At 74.5% G+C, this 22052-nt stretch carries 21 protein-coding genes; 8 read left to right on the forward strand and 13 right to left on the reverse strand.

Annotated elements, in window-relative coordinates:
- Window position 1: 1 nt before the first annotated feature.
- Window positions 2-214 (reverse strand): hypothetical protein, encoded by a 213-nt coding sequence (locus tag M6G08_RS23545; protein WP_272589151.1) that lies wholly within the window; start codon window positions 212-214, stop codon window positions 2-4.
- A 61-nt stretch (window positions 215-275) separates the two neighbouring features.
- Between M6G08_RS23545 and M6G08_RS23550 the strand changes: the two genes are divergently transcribed.
- Genes M6G08_RS23550 through M6G08_RS23560 form a run of 3 tightly spaced genes read left to right on the forward strand, consistent with a single transcriptional unit; the run spans window position 276 to window position 2628 of the window.
- Window positions 276-566, forward strand: coding sequence for a hypothetical protein (locus M6G08_RS23550; protein ID WP_272589152.1), 291 nt, complete (start codon window positions 276-278; stop codon window positions 564-566).
- Between the two features lie 53 nt (window positions 567-619).
- On the forward strand, window positions 620-1309 hold the full coding sequence (locus M6G08_RS23555) for a response regulator transcription factor (RefSeq protein ID WP_272589153.1): 690 nt from the start codon (window positions 620-622) through the stop codon (window positions 1307-1309).
- Window positions 1306-2628, forward strand: coding sequence for a sensor histidine kinase (locus tag M6G08_RS23560; RefSeq protein WP_272589154.1), 1323 nt, complete (start codon window positions 1306-1308; stop codon window positions 2626-2628). Before M6G08_RS23555 ends, M6G08_RS23560 begins: the two co-directional genes overlap by 4 nt.
- A gap of 6 nt (window positions 2629-2634) precedes the next feature.
- On the opposite strand, the gene M6G08_RS23565 is transcribed toward M6G08_RS23560, so the two are convergent.
- Window positions 2635-3519 (reverse strand): CAP domain-containing protein, encoded by an 885-nt coding sequence (locus M6G08_RS23565; protein WP_272589155.1) that lies wholly within the window; start codon window positions 3517-3519, stop codon window positions 2635-2637.
- Window positions 3520-3983: 464 nt separating this feature from the next.
- On the opposite strand from M6G08_RS23565, the gene M6G08_RS23570 reads away from it, so the two are divergent.
- The 5 genes from M6G08_RS23570 to M6G08_RS23590 all read left to right on the forward strand — a co-directional run bounded on the left by M6G08_RS23570 (window position 3984) and on the right by M6G08_RS23590 (window position 10437).
- Window positions 3984-4262: an acyl carrier protein gene (locus M6G08_RS23570; protein WP_272589156.1), complete on the forward strand. Its 279-nt coding sequence runs from the start codon at window positions 3984-3986 to the stop codon at window positions 4260-4262.
- On the forward strand, window positions 4259-5551 hold the full coding sequence (locus tag M6G08_RS23575; protein WP_272589157.1) for a beta-ketoacyl-[acyl-carrier-protein] synthase family protein: 1293 nt from the start codon (window positions 4259-4261) through the stop codon (window positions 5549-5551). Before M6G08_RS23570 ends, M6G08_RS23575 begins: the two co-directional genes overlap by 4 nt.
- Window positions 5548-6552 (forward strand): ACP S-malonyltransferase, encoded by a 1005-nt coding sequence (locus M6G08_RS23580; RefSeq protein ID WP_272589158.1) that lies wholly within the window; start codon window positions 5548-5550, stop codon window positions 6550-6552. Before M6G08_RS23575 ends, M6G08_RS23580 begins: the two co-directional genes overlap by 4 nt.
- Before the next feature lie 67 nt (window positions 6553-6619).
- Window positions 6620-6940 (forward strand): hypothetical protein, encoded by a 321-nt coding sequence (locus M6G08_RS23585; RefSeq protein ID WP_272589159.1) that lies wholly within the window; start codon window positions 6620-6622, stop codon window positions 6938-6940.
- A 122-nt stretch (window positions 6941-7062) separates the two neighbouring features.
- Window positions 7063-10437: a pyruvate carboxylase gene (locus M6G08_RS23590; RefSeq protein WP_272589160.1), complete on the forward strand. Its 3375-nt coding sequence runs from the start codon at window positions 7063-7065 to the stop codon at window positions 10435-10437.
- Between the two features lie 39 nt (window positions 10438-10476).
- Here M6G08_RS23590 and M6G08_RS23595 read toward each other — a convergent pair whose 3' ends face one another.
- The 11 genes from M6G08_RS23595 to M6G08_RS23645 all read right to left on the reverse strand — a co-directional run bounded on the left by M6G08_RS23595 (window position 10477) and on the right by M6G08_RS23645 (window position 21996).
- Complete coding sequence (locus M6G08_RS23595; protein WP_043383968.1) at window positions 10477-10806, reverse strand: antibiotic biosynthesis monooxygenase family protein; 330 nt, start codon at window positions 10804-10806, stop codon at window positions 10477-10479.
- Between the two features lie 34 nt (window positions 10807-10840).
- A complete protein-coding gene (locus M6G08_RS23600; protein WP_272589161.1) occupies window positions 10841-11650 on the reverse strand; it encodes an endo alpha-1,4 polygalactosaminidase in 810 nt (269 codons plus the stop codon).
- Window positions 11647-12309, reverse strand: a complete 663-nt coding sequence (locus M6G08_RS23605; RefSeq protein ID WP_272589162.1) for a spherulation-specific family 4 protein — start codon at window positions 12307-12309, stop codon at window positions 11647-11649. Before M6G08_RS23605 ends, M6G08_RS23600 begins: the two co-directional genes overlap by 4 nt.
- Window positions 12306-13226, reverse strand: coding sequence for an NAD-dependent epimerase/dehydratase family protein (locus tag M6G08_RS23610; RefSeq protein WP_272589163.1), 921 nt, complete (start codon window positions 13224-13226; stop codon window positions 12306-12308). The genes M6G08_RS23605 and M6G08_RS23610 overlap by 4 nt, the downstream gene beginning before the upstream one ends.
- Window positions 13227-13233: 7 nt before the next feature.
- The gene (locus M6G08_RS23615; protein ID WP_272589164.1) at window positions 13234-13947 is read right to left on the reverse strand and encodes a nucleotidyltransferase family protein; all 714 of its coding nucleotides are present in this window, start codon (window positions 13945-13947) and stop codon (window positions 13234-13236) included.
- 35 nt (window positions 13948-13982) lie between these two features.
- Window positions 13983-14984, reverse strand: coding sequence for an SDR family NAD(P)-dependent oxidoreductase (locus M6G08_RS23620; RefSeq protein WP_272589165.1), 1002 nt, complete (start codon window positions 14982-14984; stop codon window positions 13983-13985).
- A gap of 106 nt (window positions 14985-15090) precedes the next feature.
- Window positions 15091-16500: a hypothetical protein gene (locus tag M6G08_RS23625; protein ID WP_272589166.1), complete on the reverse strand. Its 1410-nt coding sequence runs from the start codon at window positions 16498-16500 to the stop codon at window positions 15091-15093.
- Window positions 16497-18020 (reverse strand): GT4 family glycosyltransferase PelF, encoded by a 1524-nt coding sequence (gene pelF, locus M6G08_RS23630; protein WP_272589167.1) that lies wholly within the window; start codon window positions 18018-18020, stop codon window positions 16497-16499. Before pelF ends, M6G08_RS23625 begins: the two co-directional genes overlap by 4 nt.
- Before the next feature lie 53 nt (window positions 18021-18073).
- Window positions 18074-20215, reverse strand: a complete 2142-nt coding sequence (locus tag M6G08_RS23635) for a hypothetical protein (RefSeq protein WP_272589168.1) — start codon at window positions 20213-20215, stop codon at window positions 18074-18076.
- 387 nt (window positions 20216-20602) lie between these two features.
- Entirely contained in the window at window positions 20603-21130 is a 528-nt protein-coding gene (locus M6G08_RS23640) for a COG1361 family protein (protein WP_272589169.1), read from the reverse strand.
- A gap of 245 nt (window positions 21131-21375) precedes the next feature.
- Window positions 21376-21996: a TetR/AcrR family transcriptional regulator gene (locus M6G08_RS23645; RefSeq protein ID WP_272589170.1), complete on the reverse strand. Its 621-nt coding sequence runs from the start codon at window positions 21994-21996 to the stop codon at window positions 21376-21378.
- Window positions 21997-22052 lie beyond the last annotated feature (56 nt).

Genomic DNA, 22052 nt, shown 5'->3' on the forward strand with positions numbered 1-22052 from the left:
GTCACCACGACACCTCGCGGACGTCGGCCCGGCTCTGCGGCCGGGTCGTCGCCGTGATCTCCGACCGGTGGCGGCTCGCCGAGAAGGTCACCGTCAGTGTCTGCGGGCCGCTCTGCTCCGTGCTCACCGTGAACCCCCGGTTCGGCACCGCCGAGACCAGGCACACTCCGTCGTCGCCGAACCGCACGGTGGCCTTGCCGCCCTCGGAGGGCACCGTGTAGACGCCGGCACCGCCCTCGCACCCCGAGCCGCCCTGCTCGGCCGATCCGGCCGGCGTGCCCGGGGGAGTGGTGCGGGCGGTGGGTGTCGGCGTCGGTGTCGGGCTCGGCTCGGGCGGCTTCTCGCTGCTCCGGGACGGTGTGGGGCTGGGCCTGCGGCTGGTCGCCGACGGACTGGGTGAGGGCTCCGCGGTCCTCGACGGGCTGGGCCTCGGGGACTCGGGCGGCTCACTCGGCGCCGACTGCGCGACCGGCGCGGTCGGCCGGGTCGAGCCCACCACGAAGTGGATCGTGATGATGACGGCCGTGACACTGGCTGCCGTGCACGACAGCCAGATGATCAGGTAGCGCAGGAGGCGGGACACGACACCATAGTGACGGACCGGCTAACGTGCCTGCCCATGGCCTCCGTACTGGTCGTCGAGGACGACCCCGTGATCCGGGCCGCGCTGATCGAGGTCCTGACCGGGCACGGCTACGCGGTCAAGACCGCCCATCAGGGTTTCGAGGCGCTGCGCGACATCACCCAGAGCCCGCCGGACATCGTGGTGCTGGACCTCGGGCTGCCCGACCTCGACGGTCTCGACGTGCTGCGAATGATCCGGGGCATCTCCCGCGTCCCGGTCCTCGTCGCCACCGCCCGTGACGACGAGAGCGAGATCATCCGGCTGCTCAACGCCGGGGCCGACGACTACATGGTCAAGCCGTTCTCCGGCGGCCAGCTCGCCGCCCGGCTCGCCGCCGTACTGCGCCGGTCCGTGCCCGCCGACGTCAGGGCGGCGCGCAGGCCCGTCCTCCAGGTCGCCGACCTGCGCATCGACCCCACCGCGCGCACCGCCCACCTCGCCGGCCGGGAGCTCCCGCTCACCCGCCGCGAGTTCGACCTGCTCGCCTACCTCGCCGCCAACGCCGACCAGGTCATCTCCCGGCAGCGGATACTCGCCGAGGTGTGGCAGCAGCCGTATGTCGAGGACCAGACGGTCGACGTCCACCTCTCCGCACTCCGCCGCAAAATGGGAGAGAAGGCGCGAAAGCCCCGCTACCTCCACACCGTGCGCGGCATAGGCATCAAGTTGGTCAGCTCGCCATGAGACGTGCCCTCGCCGGGATCGCCCTGGCCGTCACCTCGATGGTGGCGCTGTCCTTCCTCATCCCGCTCGCCCTCCTCGTCCGCGAACAGGCCCGCGACCGGGTCACCACCGCCGCCGAGCAGCGGGCCTCCGCCCTGTCCCCGGTGCTCGCCCTCACCACCCGGCGCGCCGACGTGCAGCAGGCCGTCGCCGAACTCGGCTCCGCCGACCAGCTCGTCGTACGGCTGCCCGACGGCGGCTTCGTGGGCACCCCGCACGCGCCCCGGGACGCGCTCGACCGGGCCGTGCGCGGCCGCGAGACGCTCGCCGTGGACACTGACGAGGGCTGGGTCTACCTTCAGCCCGTCGTCCTGCGCGGGGACCGGGTAGCGGTCGTGGAAGCCTTCGTGCCCGCCGCCGACCTCACCCGGGGCGTGGCCGCGTCCTGGGGAGTGATGGCGCTCCTCGCGCTGGGCCTGGTCGGTGGCTCGGTGCTGGTCGCCGACCGGCTCGGCGCCCGCGTCGTCCGCTCCTCCCGCGGCCTCAAGCGCGCCTCGCTGGCCCTCGGCTCCGGGAATCTGGACGTACGGGTGGAACCGGGCGGGCCGCCCGAGCTGCAGGAGGCCGGCGCGGCGTTCAACACGATGGCCGACCGGGTCGTCGATCTGCTCGCCGTCGAACGCGAACTGGTCGCCGACCTCTCGCACCGGCTGCGCACCCCGCTGACCGCCCTCTACCTGGAGGCCGACCGGATGGGCGCGACGCCCAGTGCCCGGCGGGTCACGGAGGCGGCCGGGCAACTGGAGAGCGAGCTGGACTCGATCATCGCCGCGGCCCGCACACCGCTGGCCTCCGCGCACCTGGCCGGTGCGGGGGCGGGCGCGTCGAAACCGTGCGACGTCGCCGAGGTGGTCGCCATGCGCCTGGACTTCTGGTCGGTCCTCGCCACCCAGCAGGGCCGGCCCTGCGAGCGTTCCCTCACCCCGCGCCCGGCGCCCGTCGCCTTCCCCGAGGACGATCTCGCGGCCGTCGTCGACGCCCTGATCGGCAACGTCTTCCGGCACACCCCTCAGGGCACCGCCTTCACCGTGCGCGTGGAGCGGGCGGACCGGCACGTGATCCTCACGGTCGACGACGCGGGCCCGGGCGTGGCGGACCCCGAGGCGGCGCTCACCCGGGGCGTCAGCGTCGGCGGCTCCACCGGACTCGGCCTGGACATCGTGGCGCGGGCGGCCCGCGCGGCGGACGGCGAACTGACGATCACCCGCGCGCCGCTGGGCGGCGCACGGGTGCGGGTGTCGTTCGTACTGGCCGGCGCGGGCGGCGCCGGGACACGGTGACGGGCGTCAGCGAGGGGCGCCGAAGTTCTGCGTCCACCAGGGGCCGCCGTCGCCGAAGTGGACGCCGACGCCCAGCTCCTTGAAGGAGCAGTTGAGTATGTTCGCGCGGTGGCCGGGGCTGTTCATCCAGGACTCCATCACCGAGGCGGCGTCCGCCTGCCCCCGGGCTATGTTCTCGCCCAGCGTCGACCACTGGTACCCGGCGGCCTCGACCCGGGTCGTCATGGTGGAGCCGTCAGGACCCGTGTGGGACATCACACCGCTGCTCGCCATGACGTCGCTGTAGTCGTCGGCGGCCCGGGTCAGCCGGGCGTTCGCCGTGACCGGCGAGCAGCCCGCCGCGGCCCGCTCCTCGTTGACCAGCGAGAGCACCTGCGCCTCGGGCCCGCCGGACCCACCGGAACCGGAACCCGGTCCCGAGTCGGCCCCGGTGCCGCCCGGCTCCGAGTCGCCGCTTCCGCTCCCCCGACGGTCGCCGCCGCTCTTCGCCGTCGTCCGCACGGGCGCCTTCGACGCGGGCTCGGCCGACTTCCGCTCCGCACCGGAGGTGGGGCTCGCCGACCGCTTCGGCTTCTCCGTCGGCTTCGCGCTCCCGCTCGGCGAGCTGCTCGCCGAGGTGCTCGGGCTCGCCGGGGCGCTCGGGCTCGCCGAGCCGGAGGCGAGCGGCACCGCGCCGCCCGCCGCCTCCTCGGCGCCCGGCGCCTCACCGGCGCTGCTCGCCGCGACCCGGTCCGAGGCCCCGCCGTCCTCGCCGCCGGCGACGGCCAGGGTGATCCCGACGCCCGCGGTCACGGTGACGGCGCCCAGGGCCAGCGCGGTGCCGCGGGTCCTGAGCCCGCCGCGGGGACGGGCGTGGGAGCGGGACGGGCGAGCGGCTCGGCGGGAACCCATGCAGGACACCTCGGTCTGTCGGTCGGCTGGCTCGGCCCCCGTACCCGGTGGACGCGATCGCGTCCACCGGGACTGTGGGGGGTGGTCGAGAGCCTAGGACCCGGCGGGCGCGGAAACGCCCGTTCGAAGGTCATCTTCAAGAAGCCTTAAAAGAGCCGCCAAAGTCCGCTGAGGAACGGATGGTGGCCCTCCGGCGGTTACGCGCCCGCCGGCCGGCACCCTCGGTCCGCCGCGGGGCGCTTCAACGTGAAGAGCGGACACCGCGGTCCGCAGAAGCCCCTCGCGTGCTCCCAGTACCCCGCCGTCACCCCCTGCGGGGCGCTTGCCGTGCCGGGCCGCCGGACAACCTGTCGGCGTGCGCCCGGCAGATCGCCGCCGCGCGGCCGGCGCCCCCGGGGAGGCAGGGACCTCCCGCCCACCGCACCCCCGGGGGCGCCGCGCACCGAGAAGAAAGAGGTACGCACATGCCGTCCACCGCCGAGGAACGAAAGCTGCTCGACGAACTGCGGGACCTGCTGGCCGCGACGGTCGAGGACCTGTCCGTGGAGGAGATCGGACCGGACTCCTCCCTCCGGGACGAACTGGGCGTCGACTCCCTGGCCATGCTGGAACTGATCGCCGCGATCGAGGACCGCTGGCAGATCGAGGTGCCGCAGGAGCAGGCGGACCGGCTCACCACGGTGCGGCAGGTCGCCGCCCACCTCGCCGAAGTCGTCACCGCTCCCGCGGGCGGGACCGCGTGAGCCCACGCCACGCGGCCGGCCCGGCCCCCGGGGAACGGGCCGCCGTCGTCACCGGACTGGGTCTGACGACGGCGCTGGGCGGCGACGTCCCCTCCACCTGGCGGGCCCTGCTGGCCGGCGTGTGCGGCGTCGGACGCCTCGACTTCGAGTTCGAGGCACCGGACGGCCCCGCGCCGGCCTATCTGGCGGCCCCGGCGGCGGTGGAGCCCACCACCGTGCTGCCGCCCGCCAAGGCGGCGCACTGCGACCGCTCGGCGCAGTTCGCGCTCGTCGCCGCCCGGGAAGCCGTCCGCGACGCCGGGTTCGAGGAGGCGTCGTCCCTGGGCGCGAGCGGTGCGCGGGTGGCCGTGGTCGTCGGGGTGGGGCTCGGCGGGCTCACCAGCACCCTGGAGCAGAACCACCGCCTCCGGACCCGCGGCGCCCGCCGGGTGAGCCCGCGTACGATCCCGGTCATGCTGCCCAACCACCCGGCCGCCGAGGTGGGGCTCATGGTGGGCGCCAAGGCCGGGGTGCACGCCCCCGCCAGTGCCTGTGCCTCCGGCGCCGAAGCGCTCTGCCAGGCCCTCGGCATGATCCGGGACGGCCGCGCCGACATCGTGGTCGCGGGCGGTACCGAGGCCGCGCTGCACCCGCTCGCCCTCGCCGGGTTCGCGCGGCTGGGCGCCCTTTCCCAGCGCCTGGACGATCCCAAGGGCGCGTCCAGGCCCTTCGACGCAGGCCGGGACGGCTTCGTGATGGGGGAGGGCGCCGGCATGCTCGTCGTCGAGAGCGCCGCGCACGCCGCCGCCCGCGGTGCCCGCGTCCACGGGCGGCTGACCGGCGCGGGCATCACCAACGACAGCCATCACGTCGCCCAGCCCGCGCCCGGCGGTACGGGCTGCGCCGCCGCCGTCGACGAGGCCCTGCGCGACGCCCGGCTCCACCCGGAGGAGGTCCGGCACGTCAACGCCCACGCCACCTCCACACCGCTCGGCGACCTCGGCGAGGCCCAGGCCCTGGAGCAGGTCTTCGCCAAGGGCCTGGACGACGTGCTGGTCAGCGCCACCAAGGGCGCCTTCGGGCACACCCTGGGGGCGGCCGGCGCGATCGAGGCCGTCCTGACCGTCCTCACCCTGCGCGAGCGCACCGCGCCGCCCGCGTGCAGCCTGGAACGCGTCGACCCGGAGATCGGCCTGAACGTCGTGGGCCGCAGCCCCGTGCCCCTGCCCCCGGGGCCCCTCGCGGCCGTCAGCACGAGCATGGGCTTCGGCGGGCACAACGTCGCCCTCGCCTTCGCCGCCGCCTCATGAACCACGGCCCCCCGCTCCCGGCCGCGGGCACACCGCGCACCGTGCTGATGTGCCCCGGCCAGGGCGCCTACCTCCCGGGCGCCCTGCGCCACCTGCGCGACGTACCGTCCGTCGCGCGGGTGCTGCGGAGAGTGGACGACCACAGCGCGGAGCTCGGCGGCAGCGGCGGACCGCCCGCCGGGCTCCTCCTCACGGACCCCGGCGCGCCCGGCCCCGAGCAGCTCGTGCTCGCCGCACCCCTGGCCTTCGACCTCGCCACCTACGCCGCGGTGACCGCCTGCGCGACCCTCCTGCTCGACCTCGCGGACCCGCCCGTCCACGCGGTCCTCGGCCACAGCGTGGGCGACCTCGCGGCGCTCACCGTGGCCGGGGCGATCACCCCGGAGCAGGGCGTCCGGCTGCTGCACCTGCGCGACCGGCTGCTGCGGGACGCCGCGCTCCCGGCGGCCGGCCTGCTGGCCACCGACCTGACCGCCGACCGGGCGGCGGACCTGATACGGACCGAGGACCTGGCCCGGCTGCGCGTCGCCGCCCGCAACGCACCCGACCAGACGGTCCTGGCCGGTCCCGACGACCAGTTGGCCGCCGTACGGCGCACGGCCCGGGAACTCGGCCACCGCGCCACCCCGTTGACCAGCCGGACCGCCTACCACCACCCCCTGCTCACCGAGGTCCACCGGACCTTCCGCCGCCACCTGCGCACCGAGCCCGTCGCCCCGCCCGCGCTCCCCGTGTACACGGCCACCACGGACCGCTCCGTACGCACCCCGGCAGGGCTGCGCTCCGCGGCGGCCGCGCACCTCACCGAACCCATGGTCTTCCACCGCACCCTGGACGCACTGCGCCGGGCGGGTTTCACCACCTACCTCGACAGCGGTCCCCGGGCCCTGCTGAGCGCCCTGGCCAGGGTGGGGCTGCCGGACTGCACGACCGCCGCCCCCGCCCGCACACCGGCCGGAGTCGACCGGCTGCGGCTGCGCCTCGCCGCCGCCCTGCGGTGACGACGCCGCCGGGCCGGGTCCCGCGGCGGTATCGGGGTAGGCGGAGGGGAGCCGAAGGAGGAGTGCCATGACGACGTACGTCATCTCGGTGCCGGGCACGTTCACCGGCGCGGTCCAGGACACCGCGAGGGAGGAGCTGGCCCGCGCACTGCGCCCCGCCGACCCGCACCGCACCACCCACCTGGGAGACGAGGAGGACCTGGACGCCCTCTCGGTCAACGACGACGGCACCTTCACCATCCGCCTCACCGTCGAGGCCGACACCGCCGCCCACGCGGAGGGACGCGCCCGCGAGGTCGCCGACTCCGCCCTGCGCGCGGCCGGCCTGGACGACGGCAGCGCGCCGCTCGGTCCCACGGTCGTCACCGGGATCGACTCCGACGTCTGACCCGACCCGACCGTGACCTCACACGGCCGGGTGCCGGCCTGTGAGTGGCCCGGCTCACATGGCGTACCGGAGGCGGCGCCGACACCATGGTCTCGTCACCCGGCAGGCTGAAGGGATCAAGAATGTTCCGCAAGGTGCTGGTCGCCAACCGCGGTGAGATCGCGATCCGCGCGTTCCGAGCGGGCTACGAGCTCGGCGCGCGCACGGTCGCCGTCTTCCCGCACGAGGACCGCAACTCGCTGCACCGCCTGAAGGCCGACGAGGCCTACGAGATCGGGGAGCCGGGCCACCCGGTGCGCGCGTACCTCTCCGTCGAGGAGATCGTCCGCGCGGCCCGCCGCGCCGGAGCCGACGCCGTCTACCCGGGCTACGGATTCCTCTCCGAGAACCCCGAACTCGCCCGCGCCTGCGAGGAAGCCGGCATCACCTTCGTCGGACCGAGCGCGCAGATCCTCGAACTGACGGGCAACAAGGCCCGCGCCGTCGCCGCCGCCCGCGAGGCCGGGGTACCGGTCCTCGGATCCTCCGCGCCCTCCACCGACGTGGACGAACTCGTCCGCGCCGCCGACGACATCGGCTTCCCGGTGTTCGTCAAGGCCGTCGCGGGCGGCGGCGGGCGCGGCATGCGCCGCGTGGAGGAACCCGCCCAGCTGCGCGAGGCCGTCGAGGCCGCGTCCCGGGAAGCGGCCTCCGCCTTCGGCGACTCCACCGTCTTCCTGGAGAAGGCGGTCGTCGAACCCCGCCACATCGAGGTGCAGATCCTCGCCGACGGCGAGGGCGGCGTGATCCACCTCTTCGAGCGGGACTGCTCGGTGCAGCGCCGCCACCAGAAGGTCATCGAGCTGGCGCCCGCCCCCAACCTGGACCCGGTCCTGCGCGAGCGCATCTGCGCCGACGCCGTCAGCTTCGCCCGGCAGATCGGCTACCGCAACGCCGGCACCGTGGAGTTCCTCGTCGACCGCGACGGCAACCACGTCTTCATCGAGATGAACCCGCGCATCCAGGTCGAGCACACGGTCACCGAGGAGGTCACCGACGTCGACCTCGTCCAGTCCCAACTGCGCATCGCCGCCGGCGAGACGCTCGCCGACCTCGGCCTCGCCCAGGAGAACATCACCCTGCGCGGCGCCGCCCTCCAGTGCCGTATCACCACCGAGGACCCCGCCAACGGCTTCCGCCCGGACACCGGGCAGATCAGCGCCTACCGCTCACCGGGCGGCTCCGGCATCCGCCTCGACGGCGGCACCACCCACGCCGGCACCGAGATCAGCGCCCACTTCGACTCGATGCTGGTGAAACTCTCCTGCCGCGGCCGGGACTTCACCACCGCCGTGGGCCGCGCCCGGCGCGCCGTGGCCGAGTTCCGCATCCGCGGCGTCGCCACCAACATCCCCTTCCTCCAGGCGGTGCTGGACGACCCCGACTTCCAGGCCGGCCGGGTCACCACGTCCTTCATCGAGCAGCGCCCGCACCTGCTCACCTCCCGCCACTCCGCCGACCGCGGCACCAAGCTGCTCACCTACCTCGCCGACGTCACCGTCAACAAGCCGCACGGCGAACGCCCCCGACTCGCCGACCCGCTCACCAAGCTGCCGACCGTGCCCGCGGGCGACCCCCCGGCCGGCTCCCGGCAGCGGCTGGCCGAACTCGGCCCGGAGGGCTTCGCCCGGTGGCTGCGCGAGTCGCCCACCATCGGCGTCACCGACACCACCTTCCGCGACGCCCACCAGTCGCTGCTCGCCACCCGGGTCCGCACCAAGGACATGCTCGCCGTCGCCCCGGTCGTCGCCCGCACCCTGCCCCAGCTGCTGTCCCTGGAGTGCTGGGGCGGCGCCACCTACGACGTCGCCCTGCGCTTCCTCGCCGAGGACCCCTGGGAGCGGCTGGCCGCCCTGCGCGAGGCGGTCCCCAACATCTGCCTGCAGATGCTGCTGCGCGGCCGCAACACCGTCGGCTACACGCCGTACCCGACCGAGGTGACCGACGCCTTCGTGCAGGAGGCCGCGGCCACCGGCATCGACGTCTTCCGCATCTTCGACGCCCTCAACGACGTCGACCAGATGCGCCCCGCCATCGACGCCGTGCGCCAGACCGGCACCTCCGTCGCCGAGGTCGCCCTGTGCTACACCGCCGACCTGTCCGACCCCGACGAGCGGCTCTACACCCTCGACTACTACCTGCGGCTCGCCGAGCAGATCGTGGACGCCGGCGCCCACGTCCTGGCGATCAAGGACATGGCGGGGCTGCTGCGCGCCCCGGCCGCCGCGACCCTGGTGTCCGCGCTGCGCCGGGAGTTCGACCTGCCGGTGCACCTGCACACCCACGACACCACCGGCGGTCAGCTCGCCACCTACCTGGCCGCGATCCAGGCGGGCGCCGACGCGGTCGACGGGGCCGTGGCGTCCATGGCGGGCACCACCTCGCAGCCCTCCCTGTCGGCGATCGTCGCCGCCACCGACCACACCGAGCGGCCCACCGGCCTCGACCTCCAGGCCGTCGGCGACCTGGAGCCGTACTGGGAGAGCGTCCGCAAGGTCTACGCACCCTTCGAGGCGGGCCTCGCCGCACCCACCGGCCGCGTCTACCACCACGAGATCCCCGGCGGCCAGCTCTCCAACCTGCGCACCCAGGCCATCGCGCTCGGCCTCGGCGACCGCTTCGAGGACATCGAGGCCATGTACGCCGCCGCCGACCGGATGCTGGGCCGCCTGGTGAAGGTGACGCCCTCCTCCAAGGTGGTCGGCGACCTGGCCCTGCACCTGGTGGGCGCGGGCGTCTCCCCGGCGGACTTCGAGGCGGAACCGGACCGGTTCGACATCCCCGACTCCGTCATCGGCTTCCTCCGCGGCGAGCTGGGCACCCCGCCCGGCGGCTGGCCCGAGCCGCTGCGCACCAAGGCGCTGCGCGGCCGTGCCGAGGCCAAGCCGGTGCCGGAGCTGTCCGCCGACGACCGCACCGGGCTCGCCAAGGAGCGCCGGGCGACCCTGAACCGGCTGCTGTTCCCCGGGCCGGCCCGCGAGTTCGACAACCACCGTGCCTCGTTCGGCGACACCAGCGTCCTGGACAGCAAGGACTTCTTCTACGGGCTGCGCCCCGGCACGGAGTACACGGTCGACCTCGATCCGGGCGTCCGGCTGCTGATCGAGCTCCAGGCGGTCGGCGACGCCGACGAGCGCGGCATGCGCACCGTGATGTCCTCGCTCAACGGGCAGCTCCGCCCGATCCAGGTCCGCGACCGGTCGGCGGCCTCCGACGTCCCGGTCACCGAGAAGGCCGACCGGTCGGACCCCGGGCACGTCGCGGCGCCGTTCGCGGGGGTGGTCACCCTCGCCGTCGCCGAGGGGGACGAGGTGGAGGCCGGCGCCACCGTGGCCACCATCGAGGCGATGAAGATGGAGGCCACCATCACCGCCCCGAAGGCCGGCACGGTCAGCAGGCTCGCCATCAACCGCATCCAGCAGGTGGAGGGCGGCGACCTCCTCGTCCAGCTCGCCTGAGCACGGTGGCGGCCCCGGTCCGGGGCCGCCACCGTCGCGTCATGCCTCCTTCGGCGCCGCCTGCTGCACCACCTCGAACGACCACACCGTGGACCCGCTCGCCGCGGGCTTCGGCCGCTCCCCGCCCTCCGCGCCGCCGCCCTGGTGGGCCGCCTTCATCGGGCCCTCCATCCACGCCTGGAACGACGCCTCGTCGCGCCACCGCGTGTAGACGAGGTAGTTGTCGGTGCCCTCCACCGGCCGCAGCAGCTCGAACCACTCGAAGCCGTCGGAGCTCTCGACCGCGTGCGCCCGCGACGCGAAGCGCTTCTCCAGCGTCTCGCGCTGCTCGGCGGGGACGGTCAGTACGTTGATCTTGACTACGCTCATGGCCCCATCCTGCCCCATGCGCCCGGCGCCACCGTCAGCACGGCTCGCGCCAGACCCCGAGTTCCGGCCGCTTCCGCATCGACGACAGCCCGAGCCTGCGCGACTCGGCGCAGAAGCGCCGGGTCGGCTCGCCGTACTCCACGTGGAAGACCGCCTTGCCCGCCGCCGTGAACGGAGCGAGCCGCGCGCACTCGCCGTACTCGGCGCACTGCTCGTTGACGGCGAAGTCGAAGTCGTCCACGAGCTGCGGAATCTGCGCCAGGTCGTTCTTCAGGCCCACCGCGAGGCCGCGTTCGTGGGCGATGGCGGCGATCATGCGGTTGTACGCCAGCTGGTCCCGGGCGGTCAGCGGGAAGCCGGTCTGTTCGGCGTAGCCCTCCACCAGGTCGGGCTCCACCGCGTCGAAGCCCTTGTCCCGGCACATGTCGAACCGCCGCTCCATGATCGGCCGCAGTACGGACAGCCGGCGGATGTCCAGCCAGCGCTCGCCCCGCCAGCCGTTGGGCTCGCCCAGCACGGACCGGGGAAAGGCGTCCCGGTCGGGACGGAAGTCCTCCCAGGCACCCACGTTGACGTAGCAGATCACCTTGCGGCCGGCCCGGTGCAGCCGCGCCACGTCGAACGCGTCGTTCTCGAAGCCGTCGATGTCGTAGACCGGGACGTCGGCCGACGGGTCGACCCGCCCGTCGAGCTGCCACTGCCAGGCCAGTCCCGGCCGGGGCCGCCACACCTCGGTGGCGGACGGCTCCGGTGGCGGTGGACCGTCCGTACCGGAACACCCGGCCACCACCAGGGCGGCCAGTGCGGTCAGCGTCGCGGCGAACGCCCGCCCGCGCCGCCTCATGACCGCGCTCCGGTCAGTACGGGAGTCAGCCGCGCCCACGGATTGGGCAGCTCTCCCGGCACCGGCCCGGACACCGCCGCCCCACGCTCCCGCGCGGTGCGCACGGCGAGCGGTGCCAGCGCCTCCGGCACCCCGTACACCAGGTGGCACATCCGCTCCGGCCGGTGCCGCAGCGTCCAGTCCGGCCGGCTGAACGCGGACACGTACACCGGCCAGGGCCCCTCGAAGGTGACCAGGAGATCGGCGATCCGCGCATAGCCCGGTGCGGGATGGACCCCCGGGTTGAGCACGACGGTCGCCGAGCCCCGTCGGCGCAGCGCGCGCACCATCGCCCGGTACGCGGCGAGTTCGGTCGCCGCCGCACTCACCCGGTCCAGGAAGCACCCGTCGGCCCCGTACCACTCCCGGTGCCGCCGGGCGTCCTCGGCGACCTCCGCCGCCGCCCGCGTGCCGTAGTCCGTGTCGACGTAACCGAGCAGCCGGGCGCCCGCCGCGCGCAGCGCGCACGCCACCGAGGCGAAGGCGGGGTCGGGCTCGTCACCCGGGCCGTTCGCGGGGTTGAGGACGACCCCGTACGTGCGGTCGGCCGCCCTGACGAGCCGGTGCCAGGAGCCCGGGTCCTCGGCCGGGTGGACGTACAGCGGGATCAGCAGGCTCACGACGGACGGTCGCCTTCCGGGGGCCGGGACGGGGCGCCGGCCGACCACAGGGCGGCCAGTGACTCGTCCAGCGAGTACGACGGCCGCCAGTCGAGGGCGGTGCGGGCGGCGGTGATGTCGGAGCACTGCCAGGACACCCGCTCCGAGCGTGCCGAGCCCGCGCCCTGTTCCTCGATCCGGCCGCGGAAGCCGGCGACGCCCGCGAGCGTCCGCACCAGCCGGCGCACCGGCACGGCCTCGCCGCCGCCGACGTTCAGCACGGACGGCAGCGGACCGGTGGCGGTCACCGCGCGCTCGGCGGCCCGCGCGACGTCGCGTACGTCGACGAAGTCCCGGTACGCCGACAGGTCGCCCAGCCGCAGCTCCGCGTCCGGGTCCGTGCCCGCCGCGCGCAGCAGACCGGTGACCCGGCCGGGCAGAGAGGTGACCGGCGCGCCGGGCCCCACCGGGTTGCCGACCCGCAGGACCACGGAGTCCAGCTCCGCGGCGGCGACGGTGACGGTGCCCGCCAGCTTGGTGGCGCCGTAGGCGGTCAGGGGCCGGGTCGGCGCCGACTCCGGCACCGGGACACGCTCCGTGCCCGGACCGTACTCGGCGGCCGACCCCAGGTGGACCAGGCGGGCCGCGGGACGGGCCCGGCGCAGCGCCGCGCACAGCGCGGCCGGACCGCGGGCGTTGACCTCGGCGAGCGTCACCGGATCACCGCCGGTCGCGCCCGCGCAGTTGACCACGGTGTCGACGTCCGCCGCCGCCAGCACCCGCGTGAGCCGTTCGACGGTGTCGGTGGCCAGGTCGACGGGCAGGTCGGCGGCGGGGGAGCGGCCGCCGCCGAGGACCCGCGCGCCGGGCAGGGCGTGCAGCCGTTCGGCGACGTGGCCGCCCAGATAGCCGGTGAAACCCAGGACGAGGATGCGCATGCGGTGCTCAGGCTCCCTTGAGCAGCAGGGACTTGCGGCTGGTGAACTCCGCGTTGGCCCGGTCGTAGTCGTCGGGGCGGCCGATGTCGAGCCAGTAGCCGTCGAAGTCGTAGGCGTGCGGCGGGTTGCCCGACTTCAGCAGGTCGAGCACCAGCTCGTCGAAGCCCAGGGGCAGTCCGGCCGTGTACCCGTCGAGCGTCGACCGGGACAGCCCGTACACGCCCATGGAGACGCGGTAGTCCATGCTCGGCTTCTCGGTGAAGGCGACGACCCTGCTCGCGTCCGTGGTCAGGACGCCGAAGTCGATGTGCACCTTCCTGGCGTAGGTGGCGATGGTCAGCGGCGAGTCGGAGGCTCGGTGCCGGTTCAGTACGTCGGCGTAGTCGAGGTCGGTGAGGATGTCGCCGTTCATCACCAGGAAGTGCTCCGGCAGCCGCTCGCGCATGGTGAGCAGCGGGCCCATGGTCCCCAGCGGGCTCTCCTCGGTCGAGTAGTCCACGGTCAGGCCCCACTGCGAGCCGTCGCCGACGTAGGCGCGGATGATCTCGCCGAGGTGGCCTATCGCGACCGTGCAGCCGGTGAAGCCGGCCGAGGCGAGCTGGCGCAGGACGATCTCCAGGATGGCGTGCTGGTCGCCGATGGGCACGAGCGGCTTGGGCAGCGCGGTGGTGTAGGGCCGCAGCCGGACGCCCTTGCCGCCGGCCAGGATCACTGCGTGCATGAGGTTCCCCCTCGGTGGACGTGTGCCGGACGTGGTCAGATGTTGTAGATGCCGGTCTTGTAGCGGGCGAGGTTGGCCGGGTCGCGGAAGAACTCCACGGTCTGCGCGAGGCCCTGCACCAGGTCGTGCGCCGGAGCCCAGCCGGTTGCCCCGCGCAGCCGGGTCGCGTCCGCGACCAGCCGCATCACCTCGGAGTTCGCGGGCCGCAACCGCCGCTCGTCCTCCCGTACGTCGAGCGCGGTGTCCATCACCTTGCCGATGAGCGCGACCAGGTCGCCGACGGAGATCTCGCCACCGGTACCGGCGTTGAAGGTACGGCCCACGACCCGCTCGGCGGGGGCGGTGCCGACGGCGAGGAAGGCCTGCGCGGTGTCCTTGACGAAGGTGAAGTCCCGGGTGGGGCGCAGGTCGCCGAGGGTGATGGTCCGCTCCCCGGCCGCCACCTGCCCGATGACCGTCGGGATCACCGCCCGCATCGACTGGCGGGGCCCGTAGGTGTTGAACGGCCGCAGCGTCACCACCGGCGTGTCGAAACTGGCGTGGTAGCTGTCCGCCAGCCGGTCGCCGCCCGCCTTGGACGCGGCGTACGGCGACTGGGTGTGGATCGGGTGCTCCTCGGTGATCGGCACGGTCCGCGCGGTGCCGTAGGTCTCGCTGGTGGAGGTGTGCACCAGCCGGGGCGTGCCCTGGGCGCGCACCGCCTCCAGCACGTTCAGGGTGCCGGTGACGTTGGTGTCCACGTAGCTGTGCGGTGCCTGGTAGGAGTACGGGATCGCGATGAGCGCGGCCAGGTGGTAGACGCAGTCGGCGCCCTCGACGAGGTGGCGGACCGAGCCGGGGTCGCGGACGTCGCCGAGGACGATCTCGACCTGGTCGAGGACGTCGGGGGAGAGGGTCTCCAGCCAGCCGTAGGAGGAGAAGGAGTTGTACTGCGCCATGGCCCTCACGCGGTGCCCGGAGGCGACCAGCGCCTCGGTAAGGTGGGAGCCGATGAAGCCCTCGGCTCCGGTGACGGCGGCGAGCGGTGTGGCGGTCACGCGGGGTCCTTCCGGTCGGTGGACGGGCGGGTGGATCGCTGGGTTGTGAGGCGCGGGCGGCGGACCGCTCGTGTCCGGTGGCGGTACGGCGGTGGCGCCGCGGGTCTCACGCATGGGCCGCCGGCCGGCCCAGCAGCCGCAGCACGCTCGCGGTGAGACAGAGCGCCGCGCCGCCGCAGCACAGGGCCAGGGCCGTCGCCGGACCCGGCGGGAGCCCGGCCAGGAGGACCGTGCCGGTGCCGGCGGCCGCCGTCAGGCACAGGACGGCCGGCAGCCAGGCCACCCCGAAGGCCTGGAGCAGCAGGGACGTCCACAGCACCGCCGCGAGCAGCAGCAGCGTGACGGGATCGGCGTCCACCAGCAGCGCGGCGGGCAGCAGCGGGCCGAGGTAGGCCAGCAGACAGCCGGCGAGGACGGCGGCGGACCGCACCCGGAAGCCGGCGGGGGTGGCGGTGCTCCGCAGCGCGGCCACCGACAGGCCCCGGTACCGGTACAGCAGCCACTCCGCCGGTCCCATGCTCAGCGTCAGCACGACCACCGCCCACGGGTGGTGACGCCCCGCCAGGAACACCAGCGACCCGGCGGCCAGCCCGAACAGGCCGTACGGCAGCGAGCCCAGCGGGTGCGGGCGGGCGGCGTTGGGGGCCGGCGCGGTGCCGAGCGCGCCGCGCAGCGCCCACCCCGCCGCGGTCACCGCGCCGAGCAGGGACAGCAGGGGCAGCCCCGCCCGCAGGACGTCGCCGGGATCCCACCACGGCAGCGTCGCCGCACCGGCGGTCACCGGCGCGAGCGCGGCCAGCAGGAGCCGCTCCCGGCCCAGCACCAGCAGCACCCCGGCCGCCGCGAGATACCCCGACTGCGCCGTCACCGCGAGGGCCGCCGCCCCGGACCCGGCGAGCCACACCCCGGCCGCGGTCGCCGCGAGGGCGCCCACGGGCGCTCCCTTGGCGAGGGTGCGGCCCGCTTCCCGCCGCCCGGTCGTCAGCCGCAGGTACGCCCGGTGGCCCAGCGCCTGGTTCCACGCCCAGGACAGGAGGCCGGCCACCACCAGGGCCCGTACCGTCCCCTCGGCGGGCAGCAGGTGCCCCGCGAGCGCGTAGGCCAGGCCCGGCAGCGCGAACAACGCGCCCCGCAGCGCGCACCGCACGTGGTCGGGCCGCCAGGGGTCGGCGGGGCGCGGAGGGTCGGGGAAGCTGCGCGGCACCCGCTCGTACAGTGCCGTGGCGAGCGAGAACAGGTCGCGGTGCCCGTACCGCTGCGCGATCACCTCGCCGGTCAGCCCCTCGGACTCCAGCAGCGCGGCCACCTCGTACGGATGGACGGCGGGTGCGACGCGGTCGGCGAGTTCGGCGGCCAGCCGGTCGACCGCCTCGCGCCGGACGTCGTGGCCGGGGCGGACCAGGGCGAGCGTGTGCTGGTCGGACCCGCGCACGGCGGGGGCGCGTCCGGTCGCGAGCCGGAGCGCCAGCGTGTCCTGTTCCGGGCCGCCCGGTTCGAGGGCCATGGGTCCGCTCATCCGGTCGCACTCCCCACCGGTGTCCCGCCCGCCGCCGCGAACGCGCCGTCGGTGACGGAGGCGGGCGTGGCCGCGCCGCCGAACGCCGACAGCTCCAGGTAGACGGACCGGAAGGTGTCGATGGTCTGGCGGAGGGTGAACTGCTCGATCACCCTCAGCCGGGCCGCCTCGCCCATCGCCCGGCGCCGCCCGGCGTCGCGCAGCAGCTCCAGCGCCGCGGCGGCCATGGCGGCCGGGTCGCGCGGCGGTACCACGAGCCCGGCGCCGCCGACCGCCTCCCGGACGCCGCCGACGTCCGTGGAGACGGTCGCCCGCCCGCACGACATGGCCTCGATCAGCGTGAACGGGAAGCCCTCGCTGATGCTGGACAGCATCACCACGTTTCCGGCGGCGTAGGCGTCCTTGATGTCCTCGACCCGGCCCTCGAAGGCGACCGCGTCCCCTTGGCCGAGCTCCGCCGCCAGCGCCTCGCAGCGGTCCCGGTAGGCCTCGCCGCCGCGTGGCGTGCCGCCGAACAACCGCAGCCTGGCGTCGGGCAGTTCGGCCCGCACCAGGGCGAAGGCGCGGATCAGGGTCTCCAGGTCCTTGATCGGGTCGACCCGCCCGGCCCAGCTGAGCACGGGTCGCGCGGGCTCGGGCCCGGCCGGCGGGAACGCCGCCGGGTCGACGCCGTTGTAGACCGTGCGTATGGACTGGGGCGCGGCGCCGCCCTGTTCCTCCCACAGCCGGTTGTAGCGGTTGCCCGGGGTGATCAGGGCGGCCCGCCGGTAGGTCTCCTCGGCCAGCAGCCGGAAGAAGCCCAGCAGGAGCGCCTTGACCGGCCAGCGGTAGGGGGCGGTGCGGTAGCCGAGGTAGCGCTCGCGCAGATAGACGCCGTGCTCCGTCAGCAGCAGGGGCACCCCGTGACGTTCCAGCCCGGCCAGGCCCGGCAGCACGGCGACACCGCCGCTGACCGCGTGCGCCACGCCCTGTTCCGGGTACGGCGCGGCCAGCGGACGCAGGGCGTGCTCCAGCAGCGCGGTCGCGGTCACCGCGTCGTGCAGGGAGGGCCGGGCCTCGCGCACGGGCAGCCCCGGCCGGTTCCAGACCGCAGTGAGGACGGAGATCGCCCGGTCGCCCCGCAGGAACGGGCTGAGCACGCCGTCCGCGGCGGCCCGCGCCAGCCGGTACAGGGCGGGAGCGAACCCGTCCTCGGCACGCGGATCGAGCAGCGCGGTCACGAACCGCTCGTAGTCGGCGGCGAGCCGGTCGGCCCGGCGCCGCCGGGGAGCGCGCCCGTCGGGAGCGGCCCCCCACATGGGGACGGAGACGACCCGGCCGACGTGCGCCGGAACGTCCCAGACCACCGGTTCACGGCCGGTGCCGGTGACGGCGATGACGTCGAAGTCGAGGTCGGGCATGCCGGTGACGAGCTGGTCGCACCAGACGCTCACGCCGCCGTGACTGTGCGGGTAGGTGCCTTCGGTGAGCAGGGTGACGCGCGACGCGCCGGAGCGTCGCGCGCCGTGGGGAACGTGCATGGCTGTGCTCCACGGCCGAGGTGGGTGTGCGGTCCTCCGGTGACGTGCCGTGCTCAGCGCTGTGCGCCGTACGGCACCGGTTCGGTCACGCCGGCCGGCACCCGGGTGCGGGGCGCGGTGGGGACGGCGGGGCCGGTCCGGTCGGCCGGGAGGGTGACCCCGTCGCCGGGCACGGCGGCCGAGGGCGGGAGGGTGAGGGCGAGCGTTCCGCCGGACGTGTTCGTCCAGCCGGAGAGCGCGCCGGCGTAGGCGTCGCCGAAGCCCGTGCCGCCCTGCCGGGTGCCCTCGGGCATCGTCGCCGTCACGGCCACCCCGTCGGGTGCCCGCACGGTGACGGCGTCGCCGACGCGGTAGGCGGTGACCTGTCCGGCGTCGACCGCGTTCCGCCAGGCGGCGCGGCGCCGCATCTCGACGCCGATGTCCGCCATGCGGAGGTTCACCACGGGGGCGCTGTCGGCGAACAGGCTGTCGTAGCCCCCCAGTACGCCGTCCAGGACGGGGTAGGCGATGCGGTCCTCGGCGAGGTTCGACTGGTGGATGAAGTGCGGCCTGGGATCGTTGGACAGGACGTGTCCGAGCGCGATCCGCGTCTCCAGCGGCACGATGTGCCCTGCGTAGCCGGTGGCCGGGTCCAGCGGGGCGGACAGGCAGGTGGACGTCGCGGGGTTGTCCTCGCAGATGCCGCTGCCGCCCTGGGCGCGGCTGGTGTAGATCCAGTTGTACTCGTCGACCTGCTCGGCCGCCCGGCCCGCGTTGTAGAAGATGTTCATCGGGTAGCGGGAGACCGTCGTGGCGCTGCCGACCCGCCGCTGGACGGGGTCGCGGGAGTTGTCCGAGGCGAGCCAGGCGATGCCGGTGTCCGTGAGGGCGGGGCCCAGGTTGGGGTTGTCCTCGGGCTGCTGCGGGGTGACCTTCAGGCCGGAGTGCTCGCCCGTCACCAACTCGTCGTTCCTCTGGGGGAGTCCGGCCGTCTCGCCCCAGACGCGGTTGGTGGCGATCTCGTCGGCGATCTCGTTCCGGCTGACCCACTGGGTGCTGCCGTCGGGGTCGGTCGCGCACTTCCACGGCACGACGGTGACGTCCTGCCGGCAGCCCAGGAAGGCGTGCGTGTAGGTGTGGTTGATCCAGCGGAAGCGGCCGCGGTCGGCGATCAGCTTGTCGGCGAGCGGGTCCGCGCCACCGTTGTCCTGGCGGTGGTCGACGCTCCCGGAGCCGTTGTAGGCGAGGTCGAGGGTGAAGTCCCGGCTCTCCTGCCAGGCGGTGGCGTGGTCGACGTCGGCCGGGACCATGCGGATCGGGTTCGGTGTGCCCTCGCCCGGCGGGCAGTCCACGTCGCCCGGCGTGCAGTTGAGCTCGGTGTCCCAGCGGTCGTCGGCCGCGAAGACGTCGTCCACGTGCACGGCGAAGTAGTTGCGGTCGGCGCCCAGGTGGACGCCCCCGGTCATCCACTCCACGATGCCCCGGGCCAGCAGCCGGAACTGCTGCTGGTGCCGGTTGTAGACGAAGGTGACGACCAGTTCGCGCCGCCCGTCGTGCCGGTACTCGCCGACCAGCGAGCCCTTCGTGGGCCGCCCCGGGATCGCGGCCTGGACGTAGGGCACGAAGTCGGCGCCGGGGGCGGGTGTCGAGAGGTAGGCGTAGGACTCGCCCACGGTGGGGGAGTTGTCCTCGAACGGCACCGCTGCGTCCAGGTACCCGAAGGGCCCGGACCGCCCCGCCTCGGTCACCTCGGCTCGGACACCGTCGACGCTGCCGGCGTACCCGGCGCCGACGGCGGGCTGGAGTCCGACCTCGGGGCGGGCGTACGTGTAGGCGTCGACCTGCGGGATCTCGTAGGCGCGTTCGTAGTCGGCGAGCGCGGTCATCTCGGCGGAGCCCGTCGGGAAGGGGTTGTCGTTGGGCAGGACGACGGCCTGGAACCGGGCGCGCGGACGTCCGTCCACGGTGTCCGCGAGGAACTCCGCGTCGATCACGGGCCGGCCGGCGTCCCGCAGGTCGACCTCCGTGTACGGCGTGCCCGCGGTCTCCAGTTCGGCGGCGACGGCGTCGGTGGCCGGGCCGCCGTCGGTCACGACCAGCACCCGCAGGTCGATGCGCGGGGCCGGTGCGTCGGCATGTACCGGCCCGGCCGGTAGAGCGAGCGACGCGATCAGCGCGCCCACTGCGAGCGCCGTGGTGCGTATGGTCCGCTTCATGCGGTGTGATTCCCTCCCCCGGGCAGGGGCGGACAGGCTCCTGCCGGAGCCCGCTCCTCCCCGTGACCACGCCGTCGCCCCCCTGAGACGCCGGTCGTCGACGTTTCCGTCGCGTCACATAGTGATGCGCGTGTGGAGCTTTTGTGTGCCCGCTGCGGAACTTGACGGAAAAGTGCGTGTGTCCATGTGCCCGTAACGGGCACGGTCGTGAGCGGTCGGCCGACGCGTCGGCCGTGTGCGGCGGACGGGGCATCAAGCCCCTGTGCTGCCGCGAGTCGCCGAGCGGCGGCCCCGGAAGTGCTGCTTCCGGGGCCGCCTGGTGTCAGTGGTCTCGACCAGTGCGCCAACCGGGGCCGGAGCGAGATCAGGTCAGTCGCGCCGTCGCGGTCAGGCGCACAGGACGCGGGTCTCGGGCGTGTGGACCGGGCCGCCGTTGACGCTCGTGCTGTCGCTGAACTCGACGTAGAAGTACGAGTAGAAGCCGATGTTGCCGTTGCAGCCGGAGTCGGCGGCGACCTGCAGGGTCAGGGTGACGGTGCGGCTCTGGCCGGGCGGAATGGTCGCTCCGTAGTTGGTGCCGAGGTTGGCGGGTCCGGTGCCGGTGCACGGGACGGCGCCGGCCTCCGAGGCCAGGCTGCATCCGGTGAAGGCGTACTTGAGGTCGGGCCGTTGGGTGGTCAGCCAGGTCGGGTCGATCGTCTGGTAGACGAACCAGATGTCGTACGTCTTGTTGTTCTTGATCGTCATCGACAGGTTCACCGTGCCGCCCGGCTGCGTGGTCGCCGCGTCGGTGGTGAACGTCAGCTCGGCCGGGGCGGGTTCGGCCGCGCTCGCGGAGGGCGCGAGGCCGAACAGGGCGAGGGCGAGGGCGATGATCGTGGCGAGACCGAGGCGTCTCGTTCGTGTGGATCGCATGGCCCGGGAGATTAAGCACGGCCCGGCCGCCCCGTCTGCACCGTCCGGAGGGTGCGGAACGAGGCCCGGCCGGAAGTGTGCGTCTGGTGAAGGAGTTGTGATGACGTTGTCACGGCGTGTGGCGGCCGCTGTCGGCGCACTACAGGGCGGGGTCGGGGGGCGCGCGGCCCCGCGCCGTGCCGGCTGTCCGGCGTCCTGGCGGCAATGGCGCGTTCCGGGTGCCCGCCGGACGGCCCGGCGGCCCGTCAGTCCGCCGGTGTGACGAAGGCTCCCGCTCGCGCCGCCGCCGCGGCGGCGTCGGCGGCGCGGTCCGCCGCCGCCTCGTCGAGAGCCTCGTCGGTGGTCAGCAGGCGGTAGTACAGGGGTGCGGAGACGGCGCGGATCACCTCGCGGGCGTCGGTGCCCGCCGGCAGCTCGCCGCGCTCGACGGCCTGCCGGGCGCAGGGCGCCCACTCCGCGACCCGGGTCTCGTAGAACCGGTGCAGGGCTGCCGCCGCGCGGGTGTCGCAGGTCGCCGCGGCGATCACCGCCTTGAAGAGCGCGCCCTGGCGCGGGTCGGCCAGGGTGCGCCGCACGAGCCGGGCGTTGGCGCGCAGGTCGCCGAGGAGGGTGCCGGTCTCCGTGCGGGGGAGCGACTGTTCCGCCATGTCGGCGAGCAGGTCGGCGACGAGGGCGACCGGAGTCCCCCAGCGCCGGTAGACGGTCGTCCTGCCGACCTCCGCACGACGGGCCACGTCGGCGAGGTCGAGCCCGGCCAGGCCGTGCTCGGCCAGCGCGTCACCCGCGGCCCGCAGGACGGCGGAGCGTACGCGCGCGGTGCGCCCGCCGGGACGGACGCTGCCCGGGTTCGCGGCTTCAGACGCCATAACGGTACTCCGGTTCCATTAGTCGCTCACTCCTGTTAGTCTCTCAACATCTTAAC

Source organism: Streptomyces sp. M92 (assembly GCF_028473745.1).
Taxonomy (GTDB): Bacteria; Actinomycetota; Actinomycetes; order Streptomycetales; family Streptomycetaceae; genus Streptomyces.